At 60.1% G+C, this 25,712-nt stretch carries 26 protein-coding genes; 11 read left to right on the top strand and 15 right to left on the bottom strand.

The window, feature by feature from the left end; translation table 11 throughout:
• The first annotated feature begins 26 nt into the window (after nt 1–26).
• Nucleotides 27–725, top strand: a complete 699-nt coding sequence (locus JJN09_RS20195; RefSeq protein ID WP_249483281.1) for a lipoate--protein ligase family protein — start codon at nt 27–29, stop codon at nt 723–725.
• Nucleotides 726–735: 10 nt separating this feature from the next.
• On the opposite strand, the gene crp is transcribed toward JJN09_RS20195, so the two are convergent.
• Nucleotides 736–1,380: a cAMP-activated global transcriptional regulator CRP gene (gene crp / locus JJN09_RS20190; RefSeq protein ID WP_085709238.1), complete on the bottom strand. Its 645-nt coding sequence runs from the start codon at nt 1,378–1,380 to the stop codon at nt 736–738.
• Nucleotides 1,381–1,616: 236 nt separating this feature from the next.
• Here crp and JJN09_RS20185 point away from each other — a divergent pair, with 236 nt between their 5' ends.
• Both JJN09_RS20185 and speD read left to right on the top strand, forming a co-directional pair.
• Entirely contained in the window at nt 1,617–2,039 is a 423-nt protein-coding gene (locus tag JJN09_RS20185) for an OsmC family protein (RefSeq protein WP_249483279.1), read from the top strand.
• Between the two features lie 237 nt (nt 2,040–2,276).
• Nucleotides 2,277–3,071 carry an adenosylmethionine decarboxylase gene (speD, locus tag JJN09_RS20180; protein ID WP_007956315.1) on the top strand — a complete coding sequence of 265 codons (795 nt, stop codon included), beginning with the start codon at nt 2,277–2,279 and terminating at the stop codon, nt 3,069–3,071.
• Between the two features lie 60 nt (nt 3,072–3,131).
• Here speD and coq7 read toward each other — a convergent pair whose 3' ends face one another.
• The 6 genes from coq7 to hemJ form a co-directional block, all read right to left on the bottom strand.
• Nucleotides 3,132–3,779: a 2-polyprenyl-3-methyl-6-methoxy-1,4-benzoquinone monooxygenase gene (coq7, locus tag JJN09_RS20175; protein WP_007956317.1), complete on the bottom strand. Its 648-nt coding sequence runs from the start codon at nt 3,777–3,779 to the stop codon at nt 3,132–3,134.
• Nucleotides 3,780–3,885: 106 nt separating this feature from the next.
• The gene (locus tag JJN09_RS20170) at nt 3,886–4,224 is read right to left on the bottom strand and encodes a histidine triad nucleotide-binding protein (RefSeq protein WP_003228789.1); all 339 of its coding nucleotides are present in this window, start codon (nt 4,222–4,224) and stop codon (nt 3,886–3,888) included.
• Nucleotides 4,225–4,304: 80 nt separating this feature from the next.
• Nucleotides 4,305–5,093 (bottom strand): SDR family oxidoreductase, encoded by a 789-nt coding sequence (locus JJN09_RS20165; RefSeq protein ID WP_248742184.1) that lies wholly within the window; start codon nt 5,091–5,093, stop codon nt 4,305–4,307.
• A gap of 61 nt (nt 5,094–5,154) precedes the next feature.
• Nucleotides 5,155–6,105 carry a DUF805 domain-containing protein gene (locus tag JJN09_RS20160; RefSeq protein WP_249483278.1) on the bottom strand — a complete coding sequence of 317 codons (951 nt, stop codon included), beginning with the start codon at nt 6,103–6,105 and terminating at the stop codon, nt 5,155–5,157.
• Between the two features lie 94 nt (nt 6,106–6,199).
• Entirely contained in the window at nt 6,200–7,168 is a 969-nt protein-coding gene (locus JJN09_RS20155) for a nitronate monooxygenase family protein (RefSeq protein ID WP_249483276.1), read from the bottom strand.
• Nucleotides 7,169–7,201: 33 nt separating this feature from the next.
• On the bottom strand, nt 7,202–7,630 hold the full coding sequence (gene hemJ, locus JJN09_RS20150; protein WP_249483275.1) for a protoporphyrinogen oxidase HemJ: 429 nt from the start codon (nt 7,628–7,630) through the stop codon (nt 7,202–7,204).
• A gap of 135 nt (nt 7,631–7,765) precedes the next feature.
• On the opposite strand from hemJ, the gene argC reads away from it, so the two are divergent.
• Nucleotides 7,766–8,800, top strand: a complete 1,035-nt coding sequence (gene argC / locus JJN09_RS20145; protein ID WP_085731726.1) for an N-acetyl-gamma-glutamyl-phosphate reductase — start codon at nt 7,766–7,768, stop codon at nt 8,798–8,800.
• Between the two features lie 167 nt (nt 8,801–8,967).
• On the top strand, nt 8,968–9,318 hold the full coding sequence (gene erpA / locus JJN09_RS20140) for an iron-sulfur cluster insertion protein ErpA (RefSeq protein WP_008077999.1): 351 nt from the start codon (nt 8,968–8,970) through the stop codon (nt 9,316–9,318).
• A gap of 74 nt (nt 9,319–9,392) precedes the next feature.
• Here the strand turns inward: erpA and JJN09_RS20135 are convergent, their stop codons facing one another.
• Together JJN09_RS20135 and JJN09_RS20130 are read right to left on the bottom strand one after the other, a co-directional pair.
• Entirely contained in the window at nt 9,393–10,484 is a 1,092-nt protein-coding gene (locus tag JJN09_RS20135) for an anhydro-N-acetylmuramic acid kinase (protein ID WP_249483272.1), read from the bottom strand.
• A gap of 3 nt (nt 10,485–10,487) precedes the next feature.
• Entirely contained in the window at nt 10,488–11,912 is a 1,425-nt protein-coding gene (locus JJN09_RS20130; protein ID WP_249483270.1) for a peptidoglycan DD-metalloendopeptidase family protein, read from the bottom strand.
• Nucleotides 11,913–12,122: 210 nt separating this feature from the next.
• Here JJN09_RS20130 and tyrS point away from each other — a divergent pair, with 210 nt between their 5' ends.
• The 3 genes from tyrS (at nt 12,123) to JJN09_RS20115 (ending at nt 16,514) form a co-directional block, all read left to right on the top strand.
• On the top strand, nt 12,123–13,322 hold the full coding sequence (gene tyrS, locus JJN09_RS20125; RefSeq protein ID WP_085731729.1) for a tyrosine--tRNA ligase: 1,200 nt from the start codon (nt 12,123–12,125) through the stop codon (nt 13,320–13,322).
• Nucleotides 13,323–13,463: 141 nt separating this feature from the next.
• Nucleotides 13,464–14,996 carry a histidine ammonia-lyase gene (gene hutH, locus JJN09_RS20120; protein ID WP_249483268.1) on the top strand — a complete coding sequence of 511 codons (1,533 nt, stop codon included), beginning with the start codon at nt 13,464–13,466 and terminating at the stop codon, nt 14,994–14,996.
• 111 nt (nt 14,997–15,107) lie between these two features.
• The gene (locus JJN09_RS20115) at nt 15,108–16,514 is read left to right on the top strand and encodes an amino acid permease (RefSeq protein ID WP_249483266.1); all 1,407 of its coding nucleotides are present in this window, start codon (nt 15,108–15,110) and stop codon (nt 16,512–16,514) included.
• 46 nt (nt 16,515–16,560) lie between these two features.
• Here the strand turns inward: JJN09_RS20115 and JJN09_RS20110 are convergent, their stop codons facing one another.
• From JJN09_RS20110 to JJN09_RS20085, 6 genes are all read right to left on the bottom strand, one after another.
• Nucleotides 16,561–17,469 carry a MurR/RpiR family transcriptional regulator gene (locus JJN09_RS20110; protein WP_249483264.1) on the bottom strand — a complete coding sequence of 303 codons (909 nt, stop codon included), beginning with the start codon at nt 17,467–17,469 and terminating at the stop codon, nt 16,561–16,563.
• Between the two features lie 105 nt (nt 17,470–17,574).
• Complete coding sequence (locus tag JJN09_RS20105) at nt 17,575–18,339, bottom strand: ABC transporter ATP-binding protein (RefSeq protein WP_134828591.1); 765 nt, start codon at nt 18,337–18,339, stop codon at nt 17,575–17,577.
• An 18-nt stretch (nt 18,340–18,357) separates the two neighbouring features.
• Nucleotides 18,358–19,470, bottom strand: coding sequence for a succinylglutamate desuccinylase/aspartoacylase family protein (locus tag JJN09_RS20100; RefSeq protein WP_249483262.1), 1,113 nt, complete (start codon nt 19,468–19,470; stop codon nt 18,358–18,360).
• Between the two features lie 9 nt (nt 19,471–19,479).
• On the bottom strand, nt 19,480–20,178 hold the full coding sequence (locus JJN09_RS20095) for an ABC transporter permease (RefSeq protein ID WP_102622635.1): 699 nt from the start codon (nt 20,176–20,178) through the stop codon (nt 19,480–19,482).
• Between the two features lie 13 nt (nt 20,179–20,191).
• The gene (locus tag JJN09_RS20090) at nt 20,192–20,881 is read right to left on the bottom strand and encodes an ABC transporter permease (RefSeq protein WP_096817045.1); all 690 of its coding nucleotides are present in this window, start codon (nt 20,879–20,881) and stop codon (nt 20,192–20,194) included.
• Between the two features lie 89 nt (nt 20,882–20,970).
• A complete protein-coding gene (locus JJN09_RS20085; RefSeq protein WP_249483260.1) occupies nt 20,971–21,747 on the bottom strand; it encodes an ABC transporter substrate-binding protein in 777 nt (258 codons plus the stop codon).
• Between the two features lie 229 nt (nt 21,748–21,976).
• Between JJN09_RS20085 and JJN09_RS20080 the strand changes: the two genes are divergently transcribed.
• From JJN09_RS20080 to JJN09_RS20070, 3 genes are all read left to right on the top strand, one after another.
• The gene (locus JJN09_RS20080; RefSeq protein WP_249483258.1) at nt 21,977–22,903 is read left to right on the top strand and encodes a LysR family transcriptional regulator; all 927 of its coding nucleotides are present in this window, start codon (nt 21,977–21,979) and stop codon (nt 22,901–22,903) included.
• A gap of 104 nt (nt 22,904–23,007) precedes the next feature.
• Nucleotides 23,008–23,634, top strand: coding sequence for a glutathione S-transferase family protein (locus JJN09_RS20075; protein ID WP_249483256.1), 627 nt, complete (start codon nt 23,008–23,010; stop codon nt 23,632–23,634).
• Nucleotides 23,635–23,679: 45 nt separating this feature from the next.
• Nucleotides 23,680–25,710: a pyridoxamine 5'-phosphate oxidase family protein gene (locus tag JJN09_RS20070; RefSeq protein ID WP_249483254.1), complete on the top strand. Its 2,031-nt coding sequence runs from the start codon at nt 23,680–23,682 to the stop codon at nt 25,708–25,710.
• Nucleotides 25,711–25,712: the final 2 nt, after the last annotated feature.

Raw genomic sequence — 25,712 nt, 5'->3', positions numbered from 1 at the left:
AGACTGATCGTCTAACGGACTTCTTTATGACTCCAGTTTCCCTGCCCATCGAAGCTGGCCTGCAAGCCGAGCAGGATCTGCTGGCCTCGGTCTGCGCCGGTGATGCCGAATTCGGCCTGCTGTTCTGGCAGCCCAGTGATCGTGCTCTGGTCATGCCGCGTCGCTTGAACCGGCTCCCCGGATTCGATCACGCCTGTGAAGTCTCCGCCGCTGCCGGTTGGCCGGTATTGCTGCGTGAAACCGGTGGTGAGCCTGTTCCGCAATCCGCTTCGACGATCAACATTGCATTGGTCTACGCACCGCCTCGCAGCGAAGGCGATCTGAACCGCATCGAAACCGGTTACCGGCGTCTGTGTGATCCGATCTGTGAGTTGCTGGATGAGTTGGGTGGCACGTCTTCGCTGGGTGAAATCGACGGCGCCTTCTGCGACGGTCGTTTCAACGTCAACCTCGACGGCCGCAAGATGGTCGGCACCGCTCAGCGCTGGCGCCAGAGTCAGGGTGGGCAGCGCCCGGTGGGATTGGTGCACGGTGCGATGCTGCTGGATGACGAGCGCGAATCGATGGTCGCGGCGGTCAATCGCTTCAATGAAGCGTGTGGCCTGGAGCAACGGGTGCGCGCTGCAAGCCACATCGCACTGCATGAGAAATTCCCGGCGCCCCATGCATTGGCGCGACTCGATGAACTCTTTCGTTTAATGCTGGCGCAGATCTACGCCGGCTGAACCTCAGCACTCAGCGTGTGCCAAAGACCACCATGGTCTTGCCTTTCACATCCACCAGGTTGCGTTCCTCAAGATCCTTGAGGACGCGACCGACCATCTCCCGCGAGCAACCGACAATCCGCCCGATTTCCTGACGCGTCACCTTGATCTGCATGCCGTCCGGGTGGGTCATCGCATCGGGTTGCTTGCACAGCTCCAGCAGACAGCGGGCTACGCGGCCGGTGACGTCGAAGAACGCCAGATCGCCGACCTTGCGCGTGGTGTTGCGCAGGCGTTGTGCGATTTGTCCGCTGAGTACGTAAAGAATGTCTGGATCCTGCTGCGACAACTCACGGAATTTGGCGTAGCTGATTTCCGCGACTTCGCACTCGACCTTGGCCCGCACCCAGGCACTGCGCTCCTGTTCCTGACCGGCCTGTTCGAACAGGCCCAGCTCACCGAAGAAGTCCCCGGCATTCAGGTAAGCGATGATCATCTCGCGGCCGTCGTCATCCTCGATCAGGATCGTGACCGAACCGCGGATGATGAAGTACAGCGTGTCCGAGCGATCCCCGGCACAGATGATGTTGCTCTTGGCCGCATGGCGCCGGCGCTGGCAGTGCATCAGCAGCTTGTCGAGGTTCTTGATTTTGGGTGTGGGGGTAATACCAACCATGGTTGTATCCCGAAAAGACTGCACGGTTATATTTGGTTTTTATATGAGGCGCTGAGGCGGTCGCTACAAATACTGGCTAGGCGCCAGTGAATTGGCGCCAGCTTACCAGACACTTCGTCGAAAATTCGAGAAATTACCTACGCGGTAAAGGCATCGATCCTAGGATCACCGCTCGCAGTCAAAGCAGGGCCCTGTGCTAAGCTGGCGACCCTTTTTTCTACAGTGGAGTCTTGGCGATGAAGGCACGCATCCAATGGGCTGGCGAAGCCATGTTCCTCGGCGAATCCGGCAGCGGTCATGTCGTGGTCATGGACGGTCCGCCGGACGCCGGTGGTCGTAACCTGGGTGTTCGCCCGATGGAAATGCTCCTGCTGGGCGTTGGCGGTTGCAGCAATTTCGATGTGGTCAGCATCCTGAAGAAGTCCCGTCAGGCGGTTGAAAGCTGCGAAGCTTATCTGGAAGCCGAACGCGCGACCGAAGATCCGAAGGTGTTCACCAAGATCCACATGCACTTCGTGGTCAAGGGCCGTGGCCTGAAAGAAGCTCAGGTCAAACGCGCCATCGAGCTGTCGGCGGAGAAGTATTGCTCGGCCTCGATCATGCTCGGCGCAGCCGGCGTAGCGATCACCCACGACTACGAAATCATCGAACTCGGCTAAGCCGACATTCAACTATCATAAAAGCAGTGCAGACTCTGGCGATCCCCCGCTGACGTCTGCATAATGCGCCACTTTTTTCAGGGCAGTGATCGGTCAACCGACGGGTCAGCCGCCTGAACAGATAACCAAAATCGCCATCGCGAAGAGGTGTTAACCGTCCTACGCAGGTGCGTTGTTCGCACTTGACGGGCATGCTTGATCACGCGGCCGGGCCGCATACATAGAGAGTTTTTAACGGTGAAAAGCAAACTCAAGCTCCACGGGTTCAATAACCTGACAAAGACCTTGAGCTTCAACATCTATGACATCTGCTACGCGGAAACCCCGCAAGACCAGCAGGCTTACGTCGAGTACATCAATCAAGAGTACAACGCGGAACGCCTGACGCAGATCCTCACGGAAGTTGTCGAAATCATTGGTGCCAACATTCTGAACATTGCCAGTCAGAACTATGAGCCTCAGGGTGCCAGCGTCACGATTCTGATCTCGGAAGAACCGGTCACCCCGACCGAAAGCCAGATCGAAGAGTCGCCGGGTCCGCTGCCGGAAATCATCCTGGCCCACCTCGACAAGAGTCATATCACGGTGCATACCTACCCGGAAATCCATCCGGACGCCGGTATTGCGACTTTCCGTGTGGACATCGACGTGTCGACTTGTGGAGTCATTTCACCGCTCAAAGCGCTCAACTTCCTGATTCACCAGTTCGATTCGGACATAGTGACCGTGGATTACCGTGTGCGCGGCTTCACCCGTGACGTTGAAGGCAACAAGCACTTCATCGACCACGAGATCAACTCGATCCAGAACTACCTTTCCGAAGACACCCGCGACGCGTACCAGATGACCGACGTTAACGTGTACCAGGAAAACCTGTTCCACACCAAAATGCTGCTGAAGAACTTCGAACTGGATAACTACCTGTTCGGCGATGCCACCAGCAATCTGTCGTCTGAGCAACGCGCCCAGGTGACCGAGCGTGTGAAGCACGAAATGCTTGAGATTTTCTACGCGCGCAATATGCCGAGCTAAGAAATCCAGGCACAAAAAAGGCGACTGCTTTGCGGCAGTCGCCTTTTTTATGGGCGTTTTTCAGATGCGGTATGTGCTTTTGGTCATCACTTTGGCCAACAGGCTCATGCCGAACTTCACCGGTGCCGGGAAGCGGAAACCACCGGCCTCCAGTGCGCTTTCTGCGTGATGTTCTTCATCGATACGCATCTGCTCCAGAATCGCCCGGGATTTTTCGTCCTCGGCCGGCAGTTGTTCCAGATGCTCGTTCAGGTGCTTGCACACCTGATGTTCGGTCGCCGCGACAAACCCGAGGCTGACCTTGTCGCTGATCAGCCCGGCGACTGCGCCGATCCCGAACGACATACCGTAGAACAGCGGATTGAGCACGCTGGTGTGGCTGCCCAACTGATGAATGCGTTGTTCGCACCAGACCAGATGATCGATTTCTTCTTCGGCCGCATGCTCCATGGCTTCGCGAACCTGCGGCAGCTTGGCGGTCAGGGCCTGGCCCTGATACAGCGCCTGGGCACAGACTTCGCCGGTATGGTTGATGCGCATCAGGCCGGCGACGTGGCGGGTGTCTTCGTCGCTCATCTGCACGTCGGGCTGTACGATGGCTGGCGACGGACGGTACGGCTGGCCACTGAAGGGCAGCAGGGTTCGCATCGCGGCATCGGCTTGCAGCAGAAGACGGTCAATTGGCGAATAGTGACGTTGGGTAGTCATGCTGACCTCCGGGAAGAATCTCGGCGGCCAGTTTAACCGAATCGGCCGGGGAAGGTTTGCGCTGGGTCATGCGGGAGCAGGGCGCTCCCACAGATTTCGAGGTCGATCAGCCCGGCGGCCAGTTCATCTGACGTTGACCGAGTACGTGCATATGAATGTGGTAGACCGTCTGCCCACCCTTTTCATTGCAGTTCATCACCACCCGGAAGCCCTCTTCGCAACCCAGCTCCAGCGCCAGACGCTGGGCGGTGAACAGGATGTGCCCGGCCAGTGCCTTGTCGTCTTCGGTCAGGTCATTGAGGGTGCGCACCGGTTTCTTCGGGATCACCAGAAAATGCACCGGTGCCTGTGGGGCGATGTCGTGGAACGCCAGAACCTGGTCGTCCTCGTAGATGATCTTCGCCGGGATTTCCCGGTTGATGATCTTGGTGAACAGAGTATCCACAGCTGTTTTCTCCGTTGTGTGAGCTGGTCTGAGTGTACTCATGAGGTATAAGTCCGCCCAGTGTTTTACCGTAGGACGATTCAGCGCGGGCAGTAGGCTTTGTTGACCATGCCGACGATGGTCCGGTTGAGCCAGCGCGAACCCAGTCGTGGCAGAAATGCGAACCAGCGGTTTCTGCGCCCGGGAATAATGATCGCGCGGTTTTTCTCAAGGGCGCGCACGGTATACAGCGCGACCTCTTCGGGGCTCATCAGTAATTTGCTGGCGTTGAGTTTCTCGTTGTTCAGTTGCGCTGTGCGAAAGAATGCCGTACGTGTCGGGCCGGGGCAGAGGACCGAGACTTTCACGGCACACTTTTTCAATTCCACCCGCAGCGCTTCGGAAAAGTGCAGAACGTAAGCCTTGCTGGCGTAGTAAGTGCTCATCCACGGGCCGGGATTGAACGCGGCCACCGATGCCACGTTGAGGATCTGCCCACCACCCTGCAGTGCCATGCTGTTACCGATCGCATGGCACAAACGGGTGAGGGCGAGAATGTTCACCTCGATCAGGTCCTGCTCAGTCATCCAGTCCTGGGCCAGGAACGGGCCGCATGTACCAATGCCGGCGCAGTTCACCAGCAAGTCGATCTGCCGGTCGCCTTCTTCAAGCTCCAGTAAAAATCCGGACAGGCGCAACGGCTCGCCCAGGTCGCAGGCCCGGAACAGTACCTCCACGCCGAAACGTTGGGTCAGTTCAATCGCAATGCTTTCCAGCTGATCACGCTGTCGGGCCACCAGAATCAGGCTGCGGCCTCGGCGGGCCAGGGCTTCGGCCATGGCCAGGCCGATGCCGCTGGAGGCGCCAGTGATCAGAGCGTAACGGGTCATGCAGTTCTCCATCGCAACAGCTCCGCGCCGTGGACGCAGGTGTCACGGCGGGGAGCGCTGTTCATTCTTTCGCAGAGTCTACAGGGGCCGGCGCGGCTTCGGCTGCATCGTCCACCGAATTCGGCACGGGCTCGACTTCGACATCGACTTCATCGGCGGTTACCGAACCGCTTTCGTAACTGCTTTCGAGGCTGGTTTCGTACTCCTGCTGGATCGCGGAGATCCCGCCCAGCATTCCACCGACGAAGAACAGCCCGATGAACACGATCCACAGAGAGCACAGCACTTTGACGGCAGTGCTGTTCGGCGGCGGTGGCGGGCCGTAGCGATTGGCGCCGGTATTGCCCGGCATGACCATGATCACCAGCGGAAAGAAGCTGCCCACGAACGGTACGAGGGTCAGCAGCCAGAGCCAGCCTGACCAGCCAATATCGTGCAGGCGCTGAATGCTGAACAGGATGCCGACAATCGCGAAAGCCACAAACAGGAAGAAGGCGAAGATGCCGCCGATGATCAGCCCCGCAGTCGAATCCGTGCTGACCAGTCCCAGCCCGATCAGCGCGAACACACCGACTATTGGCAGGGTCACCAGACTCAACACCATCGACCATGCGAGGTAGCGCAGGCGGCCGATTCGGCCTTCGACACTGAAGGGTTTGAGCGTGGCGAATTCCGCCAGTTGTTCACCGACACTGGCCCGAGGCGGTGCATAAGGCGAATCGGGCTCAGCCACGGCGGCAGAGTGTTCCTGTACATCGGACAGATTCAGTTCGATGGCCGTTTCCGATTCGATCCGGGCGTCGATCCCTGTCTTGCTTAGCGCTTGCAGATAGGTCTGGGCGTCGCTGTGCGAGAGGTCGCGCTTGAGGGCAACGGCGCGTCCATTGAACAGGCGATCGATGCCGGCCACGTCGCTCTTGAACAGATCGGCCAGATTGAGTTTGGCCGTGGTGATATCGACGCCGGGCTGGAGGGCTCCGTCGAAAACAATCTTGTAACGGGGTTCGCTCATGGCCGAGGCATCCTTGTCGCGAAAGAAATTGAATTGAAACGTGTCGCAGTCGCCCAGTGTAAGGCCAGTCGGGCAGCGACTGGCCGGAATTTTCTCAGCGCGGCCAGCGCTTCGGAAGTTGCGCTGCGTGCTCCAGGGCCTGGCGATACTCGGCATCAAGGCGCGCCACCAGTTGGTCCACGCTTGGCAGATCGTCGATTTCACCGACACCCTGGCCGGCGGACCAAACGGTTTTCCAGGCTTTGGCTTCGTCGTTGATCGGTTTGAGCTTGTCGCCGAAGTTCACTTCACCTTTACCTTGCAGCGCAGCCGTGTCGAAACCGGCAGCTTCCAGGCTTTGACGCATGAAGCTGGCCGGTACTCCAGACACGGCAGGAGTATGAATGATGTCCGCTGCCTTGGCTGTCAGCAGCATCTCTTTGTAGGCGTCGGGCGCATGGCTTTCAGTCGTACCGATGAATCGCGTACCGAAGTAGGCCAAATCCGCGCCAAGCAGCTGTGCGGCGAGAATCTCATGGCCGTGGTTCAAACATCCTGCAAGCAGCAGCGTTTTGTCGAAGAACTGACGAATCTCGGCAATCAGCGAGAACGGGCTCCAGGTGCCGGCATGGCCACCAGCGCCGGCGGCAACGGCGATCAAACCATCGACGCCCGCTTCGGCGGCTTTTTCCGCATGGCGGCGAGTCGTCACGTCGTGGAACACCAGGCCGCCGTAGCTGTGTACGGCATCGACCAACTCCTTCACCGCACCGAGGCTGGTGATGACGATGGGCACCTTGTGCTCGACGCAGATGTTCAGATCCGCCTCCAGACGCGGATTGCTCTTGTGAGCAATCAGGTTCACGGCATAAGGCGCCGGGTTATCCAGTGTCGCCAGTCCCGCTTCGATCTGTTCCAGCCAGGCCTTGAACCCGCTGCTTTCGCGTTGGTTGAGCGCCGGAAAGCTGCCCACCACGCCATTGCGACAGCACGCGAGCACCAGTTCAGGATTGGAAATCAGGAACATCGGCGCAGCCACGACGGGCAGGCGCAGACGTTGTTCGAGCAGAGCGGGCAGCGACATCGGAAGTACCCCGGAAAGTTGAACCAGTTGAAATTAGAACGGCTTGACCACGACCAGAATTACGATAGCCAGCAATATCAGAACCGGCACTTCATTGAACCAGCGATAAAAGACATGGCTGCGGGTGTTCTCGCCACGGGCGAAACGTTTTACCTGCGCGCCGCACATGTGGTGATAACCGATCAACAGCACGACCAGGGTCAGCTTGGCGTGGATCCAGCCACCTGTGCTGAAGATGCTCGGGTTCAGGTAGATCAGCCAGCCGCCGAAGATCAGCGCGGCAATCATCGCCGGGCCCATGATGCCGCGATACAGCTTGCGCTCCATGACGCTGAAGCGTTCCTTGCTGGTCGTGTCTTCACTTTGTGCGTGATAAACGAACAATCGCGGCAGGTAGAACAGTCCGGCAAACCAGCACACGATGCTGACGATATGAAGCGCTTTGATCCATAGATAGAGCATTTTTGGTTTTTCCCTCATTCACGGTAGGCCGGATAGTAGAGGCTTGAGCGTCCGCACGTCACCTTGACGGTTGTCGCAGGCGCGCGCGGCCCCTATTATCGACGGCTTTCCAGTGGGTTCGTTGAGGGCAGGTTTATGGTCAAGGTCGGTATCGTCGGCGGCACGGGTTACACCGGTGTCGAACTGCTGCGTCTGTTGGCACAGCATCCGCAGGCAGAAGTGGTGGTGATCACTTCCCGATCCGAGGCCGGTCTGGCCGTGGCTGATATGTACCCGAACCTGCGCGGTCACTATGACGGTCTGGCGTTCAGCGTGCCGGACATCAAGACCCTGGGCGCTTGCGACGTGGTGTTCTTCGCCACTCCGCACGGCGTAGCTCACGCACTGGCCGGCGAACTGCTGGCGGCCGGCACCAAGGTCATCGACCTGTCGGCAGACTTCCGTCTGCAGGACGCCGAAGAATGGGCCAAATGGTACGGCCAGCCACACGGTGCGCCGGAGTTGCTGGACGAAGCGGTTTACGGCTTGCCGGAAGTCAACCGTGAGCAAATCAAGAAAGCACGCCTGATCGCGGTGCCGGGTTGCTACCCGACCGCAACGCAGCTGGGTTTCCTGCCATTGCTTGAGGCAGGTCTTGCCGATACGTCGCTTCTGATCGCCGACTGCAAGTCCGGCGTCAGCGGTGCCGGTCGTGGTGCTGCTGTAGGCTCGCTGTATTCCGAAACGTCGGAAAGCATGAAGGCTTATGCGGTGAAAGGTCACCGTCATCTGCCGGAAATCCGTCAGGGGCTGCGTCGTGCGGCGGGCAAGGATGTCGGTCTGACCTTCGTGCCACACCTGACGCCGATGATTCGCGGCATTCATTCAACACTCTATGCGACCGTGGTGGATCGCTCGGTGGATCTGCAGGCGCTGTTCGAAAAGCGTTATGCCAATGAACCGTTCGTCGACGTGATGCCGGCGGGTAGCCATCCGGAAACCCGTAGTGTGCGCGGTGCCAACGTCTGCCGTATTGCGGTTCACCGTCCACAGGATGGTGATCTGGTGGTGGTGCTGTCGGTGATCGACAACCTGGTCAAGGGCGCGTCGGGTCAGGCGGTGCAGAACATGAACATTCTGTTCGGCCTGGATGAGCGCTTTGGTCTGTCCCATGCGGGCATGCTGCCGTAACAGCTTGTTGGACTCGTAAAAAGGCCCGTTGAACGGGCCTTTTTGCATTCTGGTCGGTTGATCAACTTTATTGATATACCGTAACAATAGTTGACCGATTTTCTAGGACAAGCGGATAATGCGCGTCATCACGCATTATGGCGGCGTAACGCCGGGAGATAGTCAGCATGAGCGTCGAATCCTTCACCCCCACGGCTTTGCAATTCACTCACGGTGCCGCGCACAAGGTGAAGAGCCTGGTCGATGAAGAGGGGAATGATCGCTTGAAGCTGCGCGTATTCGTTACGGGCGGCGGTTGTTCAGGGTTTCAGTACGGCTTCACCTTCGATGAGGATGTGGCCGAGGACGACACCATCGTCGAGCGCGAAGGCGTCAGTCTGGTGGTTGATCCGATGAGTTTCCAATACCTGGCAGGTGCCGAGGTGGACTACCAGGAAGGTCTGGAAGGTTCGCGGTTCGTGATCAAGAACCCGAATGCCACCACCACTTGTGGTTGCGGTTCTTCGTTCTCGATCTGATCTCGCTTCACCGAACACAACAAAACGCCGCAGAGCCTCACGGTTCTGCGGCGTTTTGTTATCTGCGTTTTGTCTTAGTTGGGGTAGATGGCGCCGAGTATGCGCAAACCCTTGGCGCCGGTGACGCTGGGGCGATTGGCAGTGATGCCCTCCAGGCAGCAATGGGCCAGCCAGGCGAAGGCCATGGCTTCGACCCAGTCTGGATCGACACCGTGGCTCGCGGTACTGGCGACTTTCGCGTTGGGCAGCAGGTCGGCCAGGCGCTTCATCAGCGTGGCGTTATGGGCGCCGCCGCCGCAGACCAGTAGTTCTTCGGTATTCGATTGAGCGCTTTGCAGCGACTCGACGATGGTCAGCGCCGTCAGTTCGAGTAGCGTTGCCTGTACGTTTTCGGGTGGGATACCAGGCAGGCGTGACAGGTGTTGTTCCAGCCACGGTAGGTTGAAAACTTCTCGGCCCGTGCTCTTCGGGCCTTTGGTCACGAAAAAAGGATCGCTCAGGAGGGCCTTGAGCAGAGTCGGCTCAATCACGCCGCTGGCTGCCCATTGACCATTGCGATCATAGTTTTCGCCACGCTGTTGGTGAATCCATGCATCCATCAGCACATTCCCAGGTCCGCAGTCGAAACCGGCTACAGGCTTGTTCGGCTCAATCAGACTGAGATTGCTGAAACCGCCGACATTCAGGACGGCACGGTTACCGGTACGCTCTTCGAACAACGCTTCATGGAAGGCTGGAACGAGAGGGGCGCCTTGGCCACCGGCGGCCACATCACGGCTGCGGAAATCGCTGACGACCGTAATGCCGGTCAGCTCGGTCAGCAGGGCTGGGTTGCCGATTTGTACGGTGAATCCGCGAGCCGGCTCATGGCGAATGGTCTGGCCGTGGCTGCCTATCGCACGAATGGTTTCGGACTTGAGCTGTTGCTGTTCAAGCAGGGCATGGATCCCTTCGGCCGCAAGCTTCACCCAGTTCTGCTGGGCAATGGCCGAGCGGGCGATCTCGTCGGGGCCGCTGGCGCACAAGCCAAGCAGCTCGGCGCGCAAGGAGTCAGGCATGGGAATGTAGTGCGTGGCGATCAGATTGATCGCCGAGGTCTGCTCGATCAGGGCGATGTCCAGACCGTCGAGGCTGGTTCCGGACATCACGCCGATATAAAGAGCCATTGCTTAGCGCTTGCTCGAGGCCAGCATGGTGGCCTTCTCTTGGTCCATGCGCGCCATCAAAGGCTGGCTCTGTGCCAGGAAGCGGGCGCGTTCGGCTTTGGCAATTGGGTCGGCCATTGGCAGCTTCTGGCCCAATGGATCGACGTGAACGCCGTTGACCTGGAACTCATAGTGCAGGTGCGGGCCTGTGGACAGGCCGGTAGTGCCGATGTAGCCGATTACCTGGCCCTGCTTGACGGTGCCGCCGGTCTTCACGCCTTTGGCGAAACCCTGCATATGGCCATACAGCGTGCGGTAAGTGTTGCCGTGCTGAATGATCACAGTGTTGCCGTAACCACCACGACGACCGGCCAGCAGTACTTTGCCATCACCGGCAGCCTTGATTGGCGTGCCGCGTGGGGCGGCGTAATCGACACCTTTGTGGGCGCGGATCTTGTTGAGAATCGGGTGTTTGCGGCCCATGGAAAACTTGGAGCTGATGCGGGCGAAGTCCACCGGCGTGCGGATGAACGCCTTGCGCATGCTGTTGCCATCGGCGGTGTAATAACTGCTGTTGCCCTGCTTGTTGGTGTAACGCACGGCGGTATAGGTCTTGCCGCGGTTGGTGAAGCGAGCGGACAGGATCGGGCCATTGCCGACAGCTTTGCCATTGACCACTTTCTGCTCGTAGATCACGTCGAACTCGTCACCCTGGCGGATATCCTGGGCGAAGTCGACGTCGTAGCCGAACACGCTGGCCATATCCATGGTCAGGCTGTGGGACAGGCCGGCGCGGGCGGCGGACTGGGACAGCGAGCTATTGATTACGCCGTGGACGTAAGCGGTGCGAACGGTTGGCTTGGCGGTAACGCGGTTGAAGACATAACCCTTGTCGTTCTTGGTCAGGGTGATGGTTTCGATGTCGCTGACCTTGCTGTGCAGATTGGTCAACTGGCCTTGCGAATTGAGCTCGAATTCGAGTTTCTGGCCGTGTTTGAGCTGGCTGAACTGCTTGGCTTGTTTGTCGCTGGCCAGCACGTCATGCACGGCCGCCGCCGGGAGGCCGACCTTCTCGAACAATGTCGAAAGGGTATCGCCCTTGGACACGATCACTTCCCTGTGGCCTGGAGCCTTCTTTTCAGGAGCGACAGGTGCAGGTACTGGCGCGGCCTCGGCGGTTTGAGGTGCGTCTTCTGCGCTGTTTTCGATCTGTGCGAAGGGCGAGGTTACTGGCTCGTTTGTGGCTTGAACCGCCTCAGCAGCGTCTTGATCTTGTGTCAGTTGTTCAGCAGGACTTTCCAGTTCAAGGCTCAGGGTCGTCTTTTTGGCTTCAACATCACTGGAAGGAAATACCAGGAGCGCCAAGCTGAGAAGGGCGGCGATCCCACTCGCGGCAAGCAGGTGGGTCTTCGGGTAAAGCGGTGGCGCTTTAGACGGTTCAGTGGTCATAAGTAGTTTTGACTTTGAAAAGATGAATTGGAAAAGATGAATGACATGATGAAGATGAAATAACTGTATAAAATATAACCAAATCATCTCTGAGGCAAGTCCGCAGGCATCTCGCCCGTGGATTGGTGTCCGTGCGCCGGGCAAAACTTGTAATTGGTGTGCGATCTTGTATGGTTGGTTCCCTTTGAATCTGAGCCTTGCGGGTCTGTTATGAAGTCGGTTGAAGAGCAGCTAGCGCTGATTAAACGTGGTGCGGAAGAATTGTTGGTCGAGTCCGAGCTGATCGAAAAGCTCAAGCGTGGCCAGCCGCTGCGAATCAAGGCCGGCTTCGATCCAACGGCGCCGGATCTGCACCTTGGTCACACCGTGCTTATTAATAAGCTGCGCCAGTTCCAGGAGCTGGGGCATCAGGTGATCTTCCTGATTGGTGACTTCACCGGAATGATCGGCGATCCGAGTGGCAAGAGTGCAACTCGCCCTCCGTTGACCCGTGAGCAGGTTCTGGAAAACGCCGAGACCTACAAGACTCAGGTATTCAAGATTCTCGATCCGGCGAAAACCGAAGTTGCATTCAACTCCACCTGGATGGATCAGATGGGGCCTGCGGACTTTATTCGCCTGACTTCGCAGTACACCGTGGCTCGTATGCTCGAGCGTGATGACTTCGACAAGCGCTACACCACCAATCAGCCAATCGCCATTCATGAGTTCCTCTATCCGCTGGTTCAGGGGTATGACTCGGTTGCATTGCGCGCTGATGTGGAGCTTGGCGGTACCGATCAGAAGTTCAACCTGCTGATGGGGCGCGAGCTGCAGCGTGGTTATGGTCAGGAAGCTCAGTGCATTCTGACAATGCCGCTGCTCGAGGGGCTGGATGGCGTGAAGAAGATGTCCAAGTCGTTGGGCAACTACGTCGGCATCCAGGAAGCTCCGGGTGTCATGTATAGCAAGCTGGTTTCGATCCCGGATGCGTTGATGTGGCGTTACTTCGAGCTCCTCAGCTTTCGTTCGATGGATGAGATCAATGCCTTCCGTGCTGATGTAGAGGCGGGTGCCAACCCTCGCGACATCAAGATCAAACTGGCTGAAGAGATCGTCGCGCGCTTCCATGGCGAAGAGGCTGCTGCCAATGCTCACCGTGGTGCGGGTAACCGTATGAAGGATGGCGAGTTGCCGGATGATTTGCCGGAAGTCGAACTGACAGCTGCCGAAGATATGCCGATTGCTGCCGTCCTTAATAAGGCAGGCCTGGTGAAGAACTCCGCGGCTGCTCGTGATCTGCTGGCTTCCGGTGGTGTGCGTATAGATGGTGAGGTTGTTGATCGCTCCTTTATATATGTACTGGGCGCGACTCACGTTTGTCAGGCCGGCAAGAAGGCTTTTGCCCGGATTACGCTGAAATCCGAGTAAAGTTGAAATTAGGGGTTGACGGCGAATTCTAGATACTGGCGTGATGCGTCACGCCGACGCCGGTTACCAGATCGCCATCGACTGCGCCAAGGAGCAGGGCCTGAACCTGCCAATGATTACTTCGGTTAAAGGAGCCTGAACATGACTGCACTGAACCTGATCCCTGGCCAGCTGAGCCTGTCGCAACTGCGTGACGTCTACCAGAACCCGGTCAAACTGACCCTCGATTACAGCGCCGCTGCGCAGATCGAAGCCAGCGTTGCCTGCGTCGAGCAGATCCTCGCCGAGAACCGCACCGCCTACGGCATCAACACTGGTTTCGGCCTGCTGGCCTCGACCCGCATCGCCAGCGAAGACCTGGAAAACCTCCAGCGCTCGCTGGTGTTGTCCCACGCCGCTGGCATTGGTCAGCCGATCAGCGATGAGCTGGTGCGTTTGATCATGGTGCTCAAGGTCAACAGCCTGAGCCGGGGTTTCTCCGGCATTCGCCGCGTGGTGATCGATGCGCTGATCGCGCTGATCAATGCCGAGGTTTACCCGCACATTCCGCTGAAAGGTTCGGTCGGCGCATCCGGCGACCTGGCACCGCTGGCGCACATGTCGCTGGTACTGCTGGGCGAAGGCAAGGCGCGCTACAAGGGCGAGTGGATGGAAGCGACCGAAGCGCTGAAAGTTGCCGGTCTGACCCCGCTGACGCTGGCGGCGAAAGAAGGTCTGGCGCTGCTCAACGGTACTCAGGTGTCTACCGCATTCGCGCTGCGGGGTCTGTTCGAAGGTGAAGACCTGTTCGCCGGCGCGCTGGCGCTGGGTGGTCTTACAGTTGAAGCGGTATTGGGCTCGCGCTCGCCGTTCGACGCGCGCATTCATGCCGCCCGTGGCCAGAAAGGCCAGATCGACACCGCCGCCGCTTACCGCGATCTGCTGGGTGAACGCAGCGAAGTCTCCGATTCGCACCAGAACTGCGAAAAGGTTCAGGACCCGTACTCGCTGCGTTGCCAGCCGCAAGTCATGGGCGCCTGCCTGACCCAGTTCCGTCAGGCTGCCGAGGTGCTGGTCATCGAGGCCAACGCCGTCTCCGACAACCCATTGGTGTTCGCGGCCGAAGGTGACGTGATTTCCGGTGGTAACTTCCACGCTGAACCCGTGGCCATGGCTGCTGACAACATGGCGCTGGCCATTGCCGAAATCGGCTCCCTCAGCGAGCGTCGTATCTCGCTGATGATGGACAAACACATGTCGCAATTGCCGCCGTTCCTGGTGGCCAATGGCGGCGTGAACTCTGGCTTCATGATCGCCCAGGTGACCGCTGCGGCCCTCGCCAGCGAGAACAAGGCACTGGCTCACCCGCATTCGGTGGACAGCCTGCCAACCTCCGCCAACCAGGAAGACCACGTGTCGATGGCCCCGGCCGCCGGCAAGCGCCTGTGGGAAATGGCCGAAAACACTCGCGGGATTCTCGCGGTGGAATGGCTGGCGGCGGTGCAAGGTCTGGACCTGCGCAACGGTCTGAAGACCTCGACCAAACTGGAACAGGCCCGGGCGATTCTGCGTCGCGAAGTGCCGTTCTATGAGAAGGACCGCTTCTTTGCGCCGGACATCAATACGGCGAGTGAGCTGCTGGCTTCGCGGTGTCTGAACGAGCTGGTTCCCGACAAGCTTTTGCCTAGCCTGTAAGGGCCTCTTCGCGGGCAAGCCCGCTCCCACAGTTGGAATGTCTAGCACTGTGGGAGCGGGCTTGCCCGCGAATCGATTTTTGCGTCGAATAACAATAAATAAGGACGAAAAATGCAGCAGCCAGCAAAAGGTTTGAAACGCGGGCTCTCGGCCCGACACATTCGCTTCATGGCCCTGGGATCCGCGATCGGTACCGGGTTGTTCTACGGTTCTGCCTCGGCCATCCAGATGGCCGGTCCTGCCGTCCTGCTCGCTTACCTGATTGGTGGCGCGGCGGTGTTCATGGTCATGCGCGCCTTGGGCGAGATGGCGGTGCACAACCCGGTCGCCGGCTCGTTCGGGCATTACGCGAGCACCTATCTTGGCCCGATGGCGGGCTTCATCCTCGGTTGGACCTACGCGTTCGAAATGGTCATCGTCGGCATGGCCGATGTGACCGCGTTCGGCATCTACATGGGGTTCTGGTTTCCGGAAGTCTCGCGCTGGATCTGGGTGCTCGGCATCGTTTCGGTGGTCGGCGGCCTGAACCTGTGCAACGTCAAAGTCTTCGGTGAAATGGAGTTCTGGCTGTCGTTGCTCAAGGTTGCAGCTATCGTCGCGATGATCCTCGGCGGCTTCGGCATCATGTTGTTCGGCATCAGTACCGCCTCCGGGCAGGCGACCGATATCAGCAATCTGTGGACCCAGGGCGGCTTCATGCCCAATGGCGTGGGCGGCCTGATCGCCTCGTTTGCGGTGGTAATGTTTGCCTTCGGCGGTATCGAAATCATCGGTGTGACCGCCGGTGAAGCCAAGGACCCGCACCGTGTGCTGCCCAAGGCGATCAACGCCGTGCCGCTGCGCATCCTGCTGTTCTATGTGCTGACGATGCTGGTGCTGATGTCGATCTTCCCGTGGCAGCAGATTGGCAGCCAGGGCAGCCCGTTCGTGCAGATTTTTGACCACCTGGGCATCAGCTCGGCGGCCACGATTCTGAACATCGTGGTGATTTCGGCGGCGGTGTCGGCCATCAACAGCGACATCTTCGGTGCGGGCCGCATGATGTACGGGCTGGCGCAGCAAGGGCATGCGCCCAAAGGTTTTGCTCAGCTATCGCGCAATGGCGTGCCGTGGCTGACGGTGATCGTGATGAGCTGCGCGCTGCTGCTGGGCGTGTTGCTGAACTACCTGATCCCTGAAAACGTGTTCCTGTTGATCGCTTCCATCGCGACCTTCGCCACGGTGTGGGTCTGGCTGATGATTCTGTTCACCCAGGTGGCCATGCGTCGTTCCATGACGGCTGAGCAGGTAGCGCAACTGAAATTCCCGGTACCGTTCTGGCCGTATGCGCCGATGGCGGCGATTGCCTTCATGCTGTTCGTGTTCGGCGTGCTGGGTTACTTCCCGGATACCCAGGCTGCATTGATCGTCGGCGTGGTCTGGATCGTGTTGCTGGTGCTGGCTTATCTGACGTGGGTCAAACCGGCGGCCGGGCAGGCTGCGCGGGTGACCGGCGATCAGCCGGTTTCTCAGTCCTGATCTGAATGAAGGGGCGCCCAGGATTTACCGGCGCCCCCTTCACGCATCATTTCTTCGGCGTTTTGCTGCCGTTGGGGATGTGCAGGTAAGACATCACACTTTCGGTGAGTTCGGTCGCCAGTTTGACCGCTTCCTTGTTGCGCGCCATCACGCCCGCGACCAATCCCTCGATCAACGCCAGCATGGCCACGTTGGAGCTGGTCAGCACCGGATGATCGCAAGGCGCGAACAACACATGCTCGGCGATGCTGGTGAGCGGCGAGGCCGGTGAGTCGGTGATGGCCAGTACCGACGCGCCGCGTTCGTTGGCGAATCGGGCCAGTTGCAGCGTATCCAGGGAATAGCGCGGCAGGGAAATCGCCAGCAACACATCCTGATCGGTGATCGCGGCCAGACGGTACGCAGCGTTTTCGTTGCCGCCCTCCATGCTGATGGCGGTGGCGTCGGCGCAGAACGGCATCAGGGTCGAGGCGGCGAGGCCGGCGAAGTAGACGCTGTTGCCGAACCCGAGGATGTAGATCTTGCGCGCAGTGGTCAGCCGGGTGACGAAGGCTTCGAACGCGTCGGCGTGGTTGTTGGTCGCCGCTGTTTCCAGGTTGCTGCTGGCGCTCTCGATCTGCTCATGCAGGCCAAACGCTCCGCCCGGACGATGAGCCAGTTCATTGCGCAGCTTGTCGACCGGCGACACCATCTGCTGCAACGTCGCCACCAGTTCAGCCCTCATGCCCATGTAGCCACCGAGGTCCATCGCCTTGGCCAGTCGATTGACGGCGGCGGGCGAGGTCGATGTTTCGTGGGCCATTTCTTCGATTGTCAGCGTCGCGGCTTTCAGCGGATGACGCAGGATGAAGTCAGCCACCTTGCGCAGCGATGGCGGCAAATCGGCAACGATTTCCGCCAGTTTGCGCATGACCGGTGCGGCATAGACCGTGGTGTCTTTCGATGGGCTGGGCATATCCGGATCAACAGTTCCTGAACGTGAGAGAAAGGCTGCGCCTGACAAGGTTGGCTGGAGTGTATCCGAAGCCAACCGTTGCGGGACAACGCCGAGCGAGCAGGCTTATTTCAGGCTGCCGGCGAGAAACTGCTGGAGGCGTTCGGATTGTGGATTGACCAGCACTTCACGCGGGTCTCCACGTTCCTCGACCCGCCCTTTGTGCAGGAACACCAGTTGATTGGAGACCTCACGGGCGAAGCCCATTTCGTGGGTAACGACCACCATGGTGCGGCCTTCCTGGGCAAGGTCCTGCATGACCTTGAGCACTTCGCCCACCAGTTCCGGATCGAGCGCCGAAGTCGGCTCGTCGAACAGCATCACTTCCGGCTCCATGGCCAAAGCGCGGGCAATCGCCACGCGCTGCTGTTCGCCACCCGACATGTGGGCGGGCCAAGCATCCTTGCGATGCGCCACGCCGACCTTGTTCAGATAGTGCTCGGCCTTTTCCCTGGCCTCTTTCTTGCCCACGCCCAGCACATGCACCGGGGCTTCCATGACATTTTCCAGGGCGCTCATGTGCGACCACAGGTTGAAGTGCTGAAACACCATCGACAACCGTGAGCGCATGCGTTGCAACTGCCGGGGTTCGGCAGCCTTGAGCCCGCCGAGTTTGTTGGCCACCAGTTTCAGCGGTTCGCCATTGAGCACAATGCTGCCGGCGTTGGGTTGCTCCAGCAGGTTGATGCAACGCAGGAAGGTGCTTTTGCCTGACCCGCTGGAGCCGATGATGCTGATCACGTCGCCGGCCTGGGCCTGCAGGGACACGCCCTTGAGCACCTGGTGGGCGCCGTAGCTTTTGTGCAGGTCCTGAATTTCAAGTTTGTACATGGTGTGAACTCTCTGGCATCAGTCGCTGAGCAAGCGGCCTTGGCGAATAGGGGTGAAACCAGCGACCTTGGCCAGCCACAGACCGGGCTGGGCAAAGCGCAGGCGTTCGCGGGCATAGAGCACGCCGTCGGTGCAGGCGCGGACGATGCTGTGGCGGTCGTTGAGCGGGTCATGGACTTCGAACAGCGGATCGCCGACCTTGACCCGCGCCCCCAGCGGTTGCAGGAAACTGACCACGCCCGGATGCGGCGCACAGGCGTACTGCGCGCCGGCGAACGGCATCGCTTCGCAACGACTCGACGGCGCTGGCGGCCATTCACCGCTGATCAATCCCTGCTCGGCGAGGTAGCCGAGAATCGCCTGCGCGCTGTTGGCACATTGCTCGCGTTCGGTGTCGGCCATGCCGCGCAATTCGATGGTGGTCGCTGCGCAGGCCAAGGGGATGTTGGCTTCCGGGAACAGCTCGGTCAGGCGCAGCCACGGCACCGCGCAGGCCTCGTCGAAGGCACTGCCGCCGGCATCCTCGGCCAACAACGTAACTTCGGCACCGAGACGCGCGGCCAATGAATCCAGGCGTCCCCAGTGTTGCGGCATGGTGTAGAGCAACATCACCGACTCGAAATCGCAGTGCAGGTCGAGCACCACATCGGCGTCACAGGCATGTTGCAGCAACAGGCGGCGCAGGCCATCGAGTTCCGAGGTCGGTGGCGGCATGTCGGCGAGGGTGTCGATCAAGGCGCGGCGGATCAGCGCGACGTTGGCGTCGGCGTCATCGCCCAACCGGCCTTTGAGCAGCGGTGCCACCGCTTCGGCCAGCTCCGGAAAGTCGCGATTGAAGTTCTTGCCGCTGGCGAACTCGAAGCGACCTTGATGGGTGGCCTGGAACATCTGGGCGATGCCGATCGGGTTGGCCATCGGCACCAACTCGATCACCCCGTTCAGGCGGCCCTGAGCTTCCAGTTCCAGCAGGCAGCGCTTGAGTTCGACGGCCACGCGCATCCCCGGCAGCTCGTCGGCATGCAGGGAGGCCTGAATGTACGCCTTGCGCGGGCCGGCGCCAAATTGGAACACCGATAGCGTTCGCTCGGTGCCCGAAGCGCTCCACGGCAACAGGTATTGAATCTTTTCCATGTCAGCTCCTTAGTGCTTGCGCGGTGCCAGGTAGGCCAGCCAGCGGCGTTCGGCCAGCTTGAACAGGCGCACCAGAATGAAAGTCAGGGCGAGGTAGACGAGGCCGGCGGTGATGAACGCTTCGAACGGCATATAGAACCGCGAGCTCACCGTGCGCGCCGCGCCGGTGATATCCACCAGCGTAACGATGGAGGCCAGGCTGGTGGTTTGCAGCATCATCAACACTTCGTTGCTGTACTGCGGCAATGCCCGGCGCAAGGCTGAGGGCAGCAGGATGCGGCGGTACAGGGTCAGGCGGGACATGCCCATCGCCCGGGCGGCTTCGATTTCGCCGTGGGACGTGGACTTCAGGCTGCCCGCCAGCAACTCCGCGCTGTAGGCGCTGGTATTGATGGCGAACGCCAGGCAGGCACAAAACGTGGCACTGGAGAGGTAAGGCCAGAGCACGCTTTGGCGCACCGATTCGAACTGCGCCAGGCCGTAATAGATCAGGAACAGTTGCACCAGCATCGGCGTGCCGCGAATCACGTAGGTGTAGAGCCACGCCGGGAAGCTGAGCAGTGGCGAGCGCGACACTCGCATCAGCGCCAGCGGAACCGCCAGGACCAGCCCCAGGCTCAGGGAAATGAGCAGGACTTTGAGGGTCAACAAGGCGCCGTCGAAATACAGCGGCAGGTTTTCCCAGATCAGGTTGTAGTCGAGCATCATCGGCAGGTTCTCCTCACAACTCGGCGGCTTTGATGCCGACCGAATAGTGTTTTTCCAGGGCGCGCAGCACCAGCAGCGACACGCTGGTGAGCATCAGGTACAGCGCCGCCACCGCAATGAAAAACGTGAACGGCTCGTGAGTGGCGTCGGCGGCGTTCTTGGCCTTGAACATCATGTCCTGCAGGCCGATGACCGAAATCAGCGCGGTGGATTTGGTCAGCACCAGCCAGTTGTTGGTGAACCCCGGAATGGCGAAGCGGATCATCTGCGGCACCAGAATCCGCCAGAACACTTGCGTGCCGCGCATGCCGTAGGCCGCACCGGCTTCCGCCTGACCTTTGGGGATGGCCATGAACGCACCGCGAAAGGTTTCCGAGAGATAGGCACCAAAAATGAAGCCCATGGTGCAGACGCCAGCGATGAAGGGATTGATGTCGATATAGCGGGTGTAACCGCACGCCAGTGCGATGCGGTTCACCAGATCCTGGCCGCCATAGAAGATCAGCAGGATCAACACCAGATCGGGAATGCCGCGAATCAGGGTCGTGTAGCCTTCCCCGAGCATGGCCAGCCATTTGAGCGGCGACAGGCGAAACGCCGCGCCGATCAGGCCCAGGGCAATGGCCAGCGACATGGAAGTCAGGGCCAGGTTGATGGTCAGCCAGGCACCATCGAGAATGCTCGATCCGTAGCCGTGGAGCATGATGAAGTTCCTCAAGCGAGCGCCCGAAGGCGCGCAAGACAAGCCCGAAGGGCGCCCGCAGCGGGCCGGCGCCGGGCGGAGGCGACGGTTTATTCGCCGTAGATATCGAAGGCGAAATACTTGCCCATCACTTGCTGGTATTTGCCGTTGGCGCGGATGGCGTCGATCGCCGCGTTCAGGCGTGCAGCGTTGGCGGTGTCACCCTTGCGCAGCGCGATCCCGGCGCCGCGACCGAAGTATTTCGGGTCGTTGATGTCCGGCCCGGTCAGTGCGAAACCTTGTCCGGCCGGTGTCTTGATGAAGCTTTCGTCGGTGTTGACGATGTCGGCGAGGGTGGCGTCCAGACGACCCGAGGCGAGGTCGAGGAAAGCTTCGTTCTGCGAGCCGTAACGCACCACGACGACGCCGGCCTTTTCCAGTTGCTCGGTGGCAAACCGGTCATAGGTCGATGAGCGTTGCACGCCGAGTTTCTTGCCCTTGAGGTCCACCAGCGGGTCGTTGATCACGCTGCCGGCCTTCATCGCGAACTTGCCTGGCGTGTGGTAGTACTTTTTGCTGAAGTCGACCGACTTCATCCGGTCTTCGGTGATCGACATCGATGACAGCACGGCATCGATCTTGCGCACCTTGAGCGACGGAATCATGCCGTCGAACTCCTGAATCACCCACTCGCACTTGACCTTCATCTCTTCGCACAAGGCGTTGCCGATGTCGTAGTCGAAGCCGCTGACATTGCCTTCCGGCGTTTTGTAGGAAAAGGGTGGGTAGGCGGCTTCGATACCGATACGCAGGCTGTCTTCATCGGCATGGGCCATGAAGCTGAATGCGCACAGCGCCAGAGCACCTAGAAGTTCTGTCTTGTTCATGTTGTCGACTCCTGGGAGGGCGTTAGGGAAACAGGTGCCCGCCATCCGGGATGGCGCGCTGGATCATTCCTGTGATCGGCGAGGCTATAAATGACATGAAATAAATCATTCATCAATACAACTGAAAATAAAAATATCAATTCTGGATCGACGGTCGTTCGCCTATCCCCGTTGAAGATCGGGTACTGCCTATAATGCGAGGCGGTTTTTCATCCACTTCGGGGACACCATGGATCGCTTCCAGGAAATGCAGGTTTTCGCGGCTGTTGCTCAGGAGCAGGGCTTTTCCGCGGCGGCGCGGCGCTTGGGTCTTTCGGCGGCCAGCGTCACCCGGGCGGTGGCGGCGCTGGAGCAGCGGATCGGCACGCAATTGCTGATTCGCACCACCCGCAGTGTGCATCTGAGCGAGGCGGGCCAGCGTTACCTGGAGGACTGTCGGAGGATTCTTGCCGAGGTGCAGGAAGCGGAAGACTCCGCCGCCGGCAGCCACACCCAGCCCCGTGGGCAATTGACGGTGACCGCGCCGGTGTTGTTCGGCGAGTTGTTTGTCACACCGGTGATGGCGGGTTATCTGACGCAGTACCCGGACGTTTCCATCAACGCCTTGTTGCTGGATCGCGTGGTGAGCATGGTCGAGGAAGGGGTCGATGTGGCGATCCGCATCGGTGATTTGCCGGACAGCAACCAGCATGCGATCCGGGTCGGCGAGGTGCGCCGGGTGATCTGCGGCTCGCCGGGGTATTTTGCCGTTCACGGCCGGCCAACCCATCCACAGGCATTGGCGGGTGCGCCGGTGGTGGCGACTTCGGCCATCGGCCAGTTGCGCAGTTGGCCATTTCTGGAGAACGGTGAACCCTTGAGTGTCAGGCCCGAGCCTCGGTTGGTGGTCACCGCCAATCAGGCCGCGATTGCGGCCGCTTGCCTGGGGCTTGGATTGACCCGGGTGCTGTCTTATCAGGTCGCCGGAAAGATCGCCTCCGGTGAGCTGGAAATCGTCCTCGCCGAGTACGAGTTGCCGCCGCTGCCGATCCACGTGGTGTATCAGGGTGGGCGCAAGGCACCGACTCGGGTGCGCAGTTTTGTCGACTACGCTGTGAACGCCTTGCGCGAGCATCCGGCCCTGAAGAACGCGGCGTTATTTCACCCAGAGAAATAATGGATTGCATTTGCTGGTGATTCTGTTGTTTTCGCGATAGGTGGAAAATAGCTGCCACGGCCGCCAACCCTCCTGAGCGGCACCCATGCCCTGCGGAGTCGACCATGCAAGCGATCAAACTCTACAACTTCCCGCGTTCCGGCCACGCCCACCGCGTCGAGCTGATGCTGTCCCTGCTGCAACTGCCGACCGAACTGATCTTCGTCGACCTGGCCAAGGGCGAGCACAAACAACCTGATTACCTGGCGATCAACAGCTTCGGGCAAGTGCCGGCCATTGATGACAACGGCGTGGTGCTGGCCGATTCCAATGCAATCCTGGTGTATCTGGCGCAGAAGTACGGCAACGGTCGCTGGCTGCCGAGCGATCCGGTCGGCGCGGCGCGGGTCCAGCGTTGGTTGTCGGCGGCGGCCGGGCCGATTGCCTTTGGCCCGGCGGCAGCGCGATTGATCACGGTATTCGGGGCAAAACTCAACGCCGATGAGGCGATCACCCGTGCGCACAACCTGCTCAAGGTGATGGACCTGGAACTGGGCAAGACTCCGTTCCTGGTCGGCAGTGAGCCCACCATCGCCGACGTCTCGGCCTACAGCTACATCGCCCATGCGCCGGAAGGCAATGTGTCCCTGGACGACTACGCCAATGTTCGCGCCTGGCTGGCGCGGGTTGAGGCATTGCCCGGTTTCATCGGCATGCCACGCACCGTCGCCGGTCTGCAAACCAGCGCCTGAGGTTCACCATCCAGACTGCGCCGCGGGCGTGGGGGAGAGGTCGTCATGGAACGTTCACCCTGGCACGCCGGCGAGCGACAACTGCAAGCGCAGGTCGGTGTTGCCGAGCGCATGGAGGAATTCGGTCGTAAGGTGATTCGCACCTGGATGCCGGATCAGCACCGTCAGTTCTATCAACAATTGCCGTTCATGTTGTACGGCGCGGTGGGTGCCGATGGCCGTCCGTGGGCCAGTGTGTTGGAGGGCGAGCCGGGTTTCGCGCATTCTCCTGAACCGACGCAATTGCACTTCGACAGTCTGCCCGCCACCGATGACCCGGCGCAGTTGCAGGCCGGCGCGGCGATTGGTTTGCTCGGCATCGAGTTGCACACCCGCCGGCGCAATCGCCTCAACGGCCACATTGGCAATCTGGGTGCGAGCGGTTTCGACTTGACGGTCGATCAGTCCTTCGGCAACTGCCCGCAGTACATTCAGTTGCGCCAGTTCCAGCGGGTGCCGCTGGCGGATCCGCAGACCCGGCGCGCCGAACACTTCGACGGGCTCGATGACGCGGCGGTCGCGCTGATCGAAACGGCCGACACCTTCTTCGTCGCCAGTTATGTCGATGTCGACGGTGAGCGTTCGGTGGATGTTTCCCACCGTGGCGGCCAGGCCGGCTTCGTGCGGGTGGAAGGCAATCGCCTGACCATTCCGGACTTTGCCGGCAATCTGCACTTCAACACCCTTGGCAACCTGCTGCTCAATCCCCGGGCCGGCTTGCTGTTCATCGACTTTTCCACAGGCGACGTGCTGCAGCTCAGCGGTCGCACCGAGGTTATTCTCGACGGGCCACAGATCGCAGCCTTTCAGGGCGCCGAGCGGTTGTGGACGTTCGAGGTGGAAAAAACGGTGCGGCGTCCGGGCGCGTTGGCCTTGCGTTGGCGCTTCGACGGCATGTCGCCGACCAGCCTTCTGACCGGCACCTGGGCCCAGGCCGATGCACGTTTGCAGGCCCAGGCTCTAGGTGACAGCTGGCGGCCGCTGCGGGTGACGCGGATTGAAGCGCAGAGCCGACACATTCGTTCGTTCTACCTCGAACCGGTAGACGGTGCCGGTTTGCCGGTGTTCCAGGCCGGGCAGCATCTGCCGTTGCGCTTCACCCTTGATGGCGAGGTGTTCATCCGCACCTACAGCCTGTCGGGAGCGCCGTCGGACGACTTTTTCCGGATCAGCGTGAAGCGTGAAGGGCGGATATCGACGCATCTGCACGATCAGGTGCGTGTCGGTGATGTACTGGAGGCGCGCTCGCCTCAAGGGCATTTCACCGTGGCGCCGCTGGAGCGTCGGCCCTTGGTGCTGCTGGCAGCCGGGGTCGGGATCACGCCGTTGCTGTCGATGTTGCGAGAGGTGGTGTATCAGGGCCTGCGCACCCGGCGGATTCGTCCGACGCTGTTTGTTCAGAGTTCTCGCAGCCTCGCCGATCAACCGTTTCGCGCGGAGCTGGACCGTTTGCTGGAGGACGCAGGGGACGCCGTGAAGGTGTTGCGAGTGCTCAGCCAGCCGGAGCCCGATCTGATGGAAGGTGAGGATTACGACCTGCACGGGCGCATCGACGGCTCATTGCTGAGGAACCTGCTGGACGTCGAGGACTTCGATCAGATCGACTTTGTGCTCTGCGGCCCCGGCGGTTTCACCCAAGGCCTTTACGACAGCCTGCGCGAACTGGATGTGCGCGACGACCAGATCCACGCCGAAACTTTCGGCCCCTCGACCCTCAAGCGCCAGGCCGATCCGGACGCCATCGTGATCGAGCAATTACCGGCTGCCACCACCTCGGTGCCGGTGGTCTTCGAGCGTTCGGCCAAGGAAGCGCGATGGCAGCCCGATGGCGGCAGTCTGCTGGAACTGGCCGAGAGCCGTGGTCTGCGTCCGGAGTTCAGCTGTCGGGGTGGCTCGTGCGGCACCTGCAAGACGCGGCTTATCAGCGGCGCGGTGAATTATCCACAGCCCCCGGCCGAAGTGCCGGAGGAAGGGCAGGTGCTGATCTGCTGTGCGGTGCCGGCGCAAAGTGCTCAGCCGCTGGTGCTGGATCTATAGAG

The organism is Pseudomonas sp. HS6 (assembly GCF_023375815.1).
Lineage (GTDB): Bacteria > Pseudomonadota > Gammaproteobacteria > Pseudomonadales > Pseudomonadaceae > Aquipseudomonas.
This window is presented reverse-complemented; position numbering and strand designations above follow the sequence as displayed.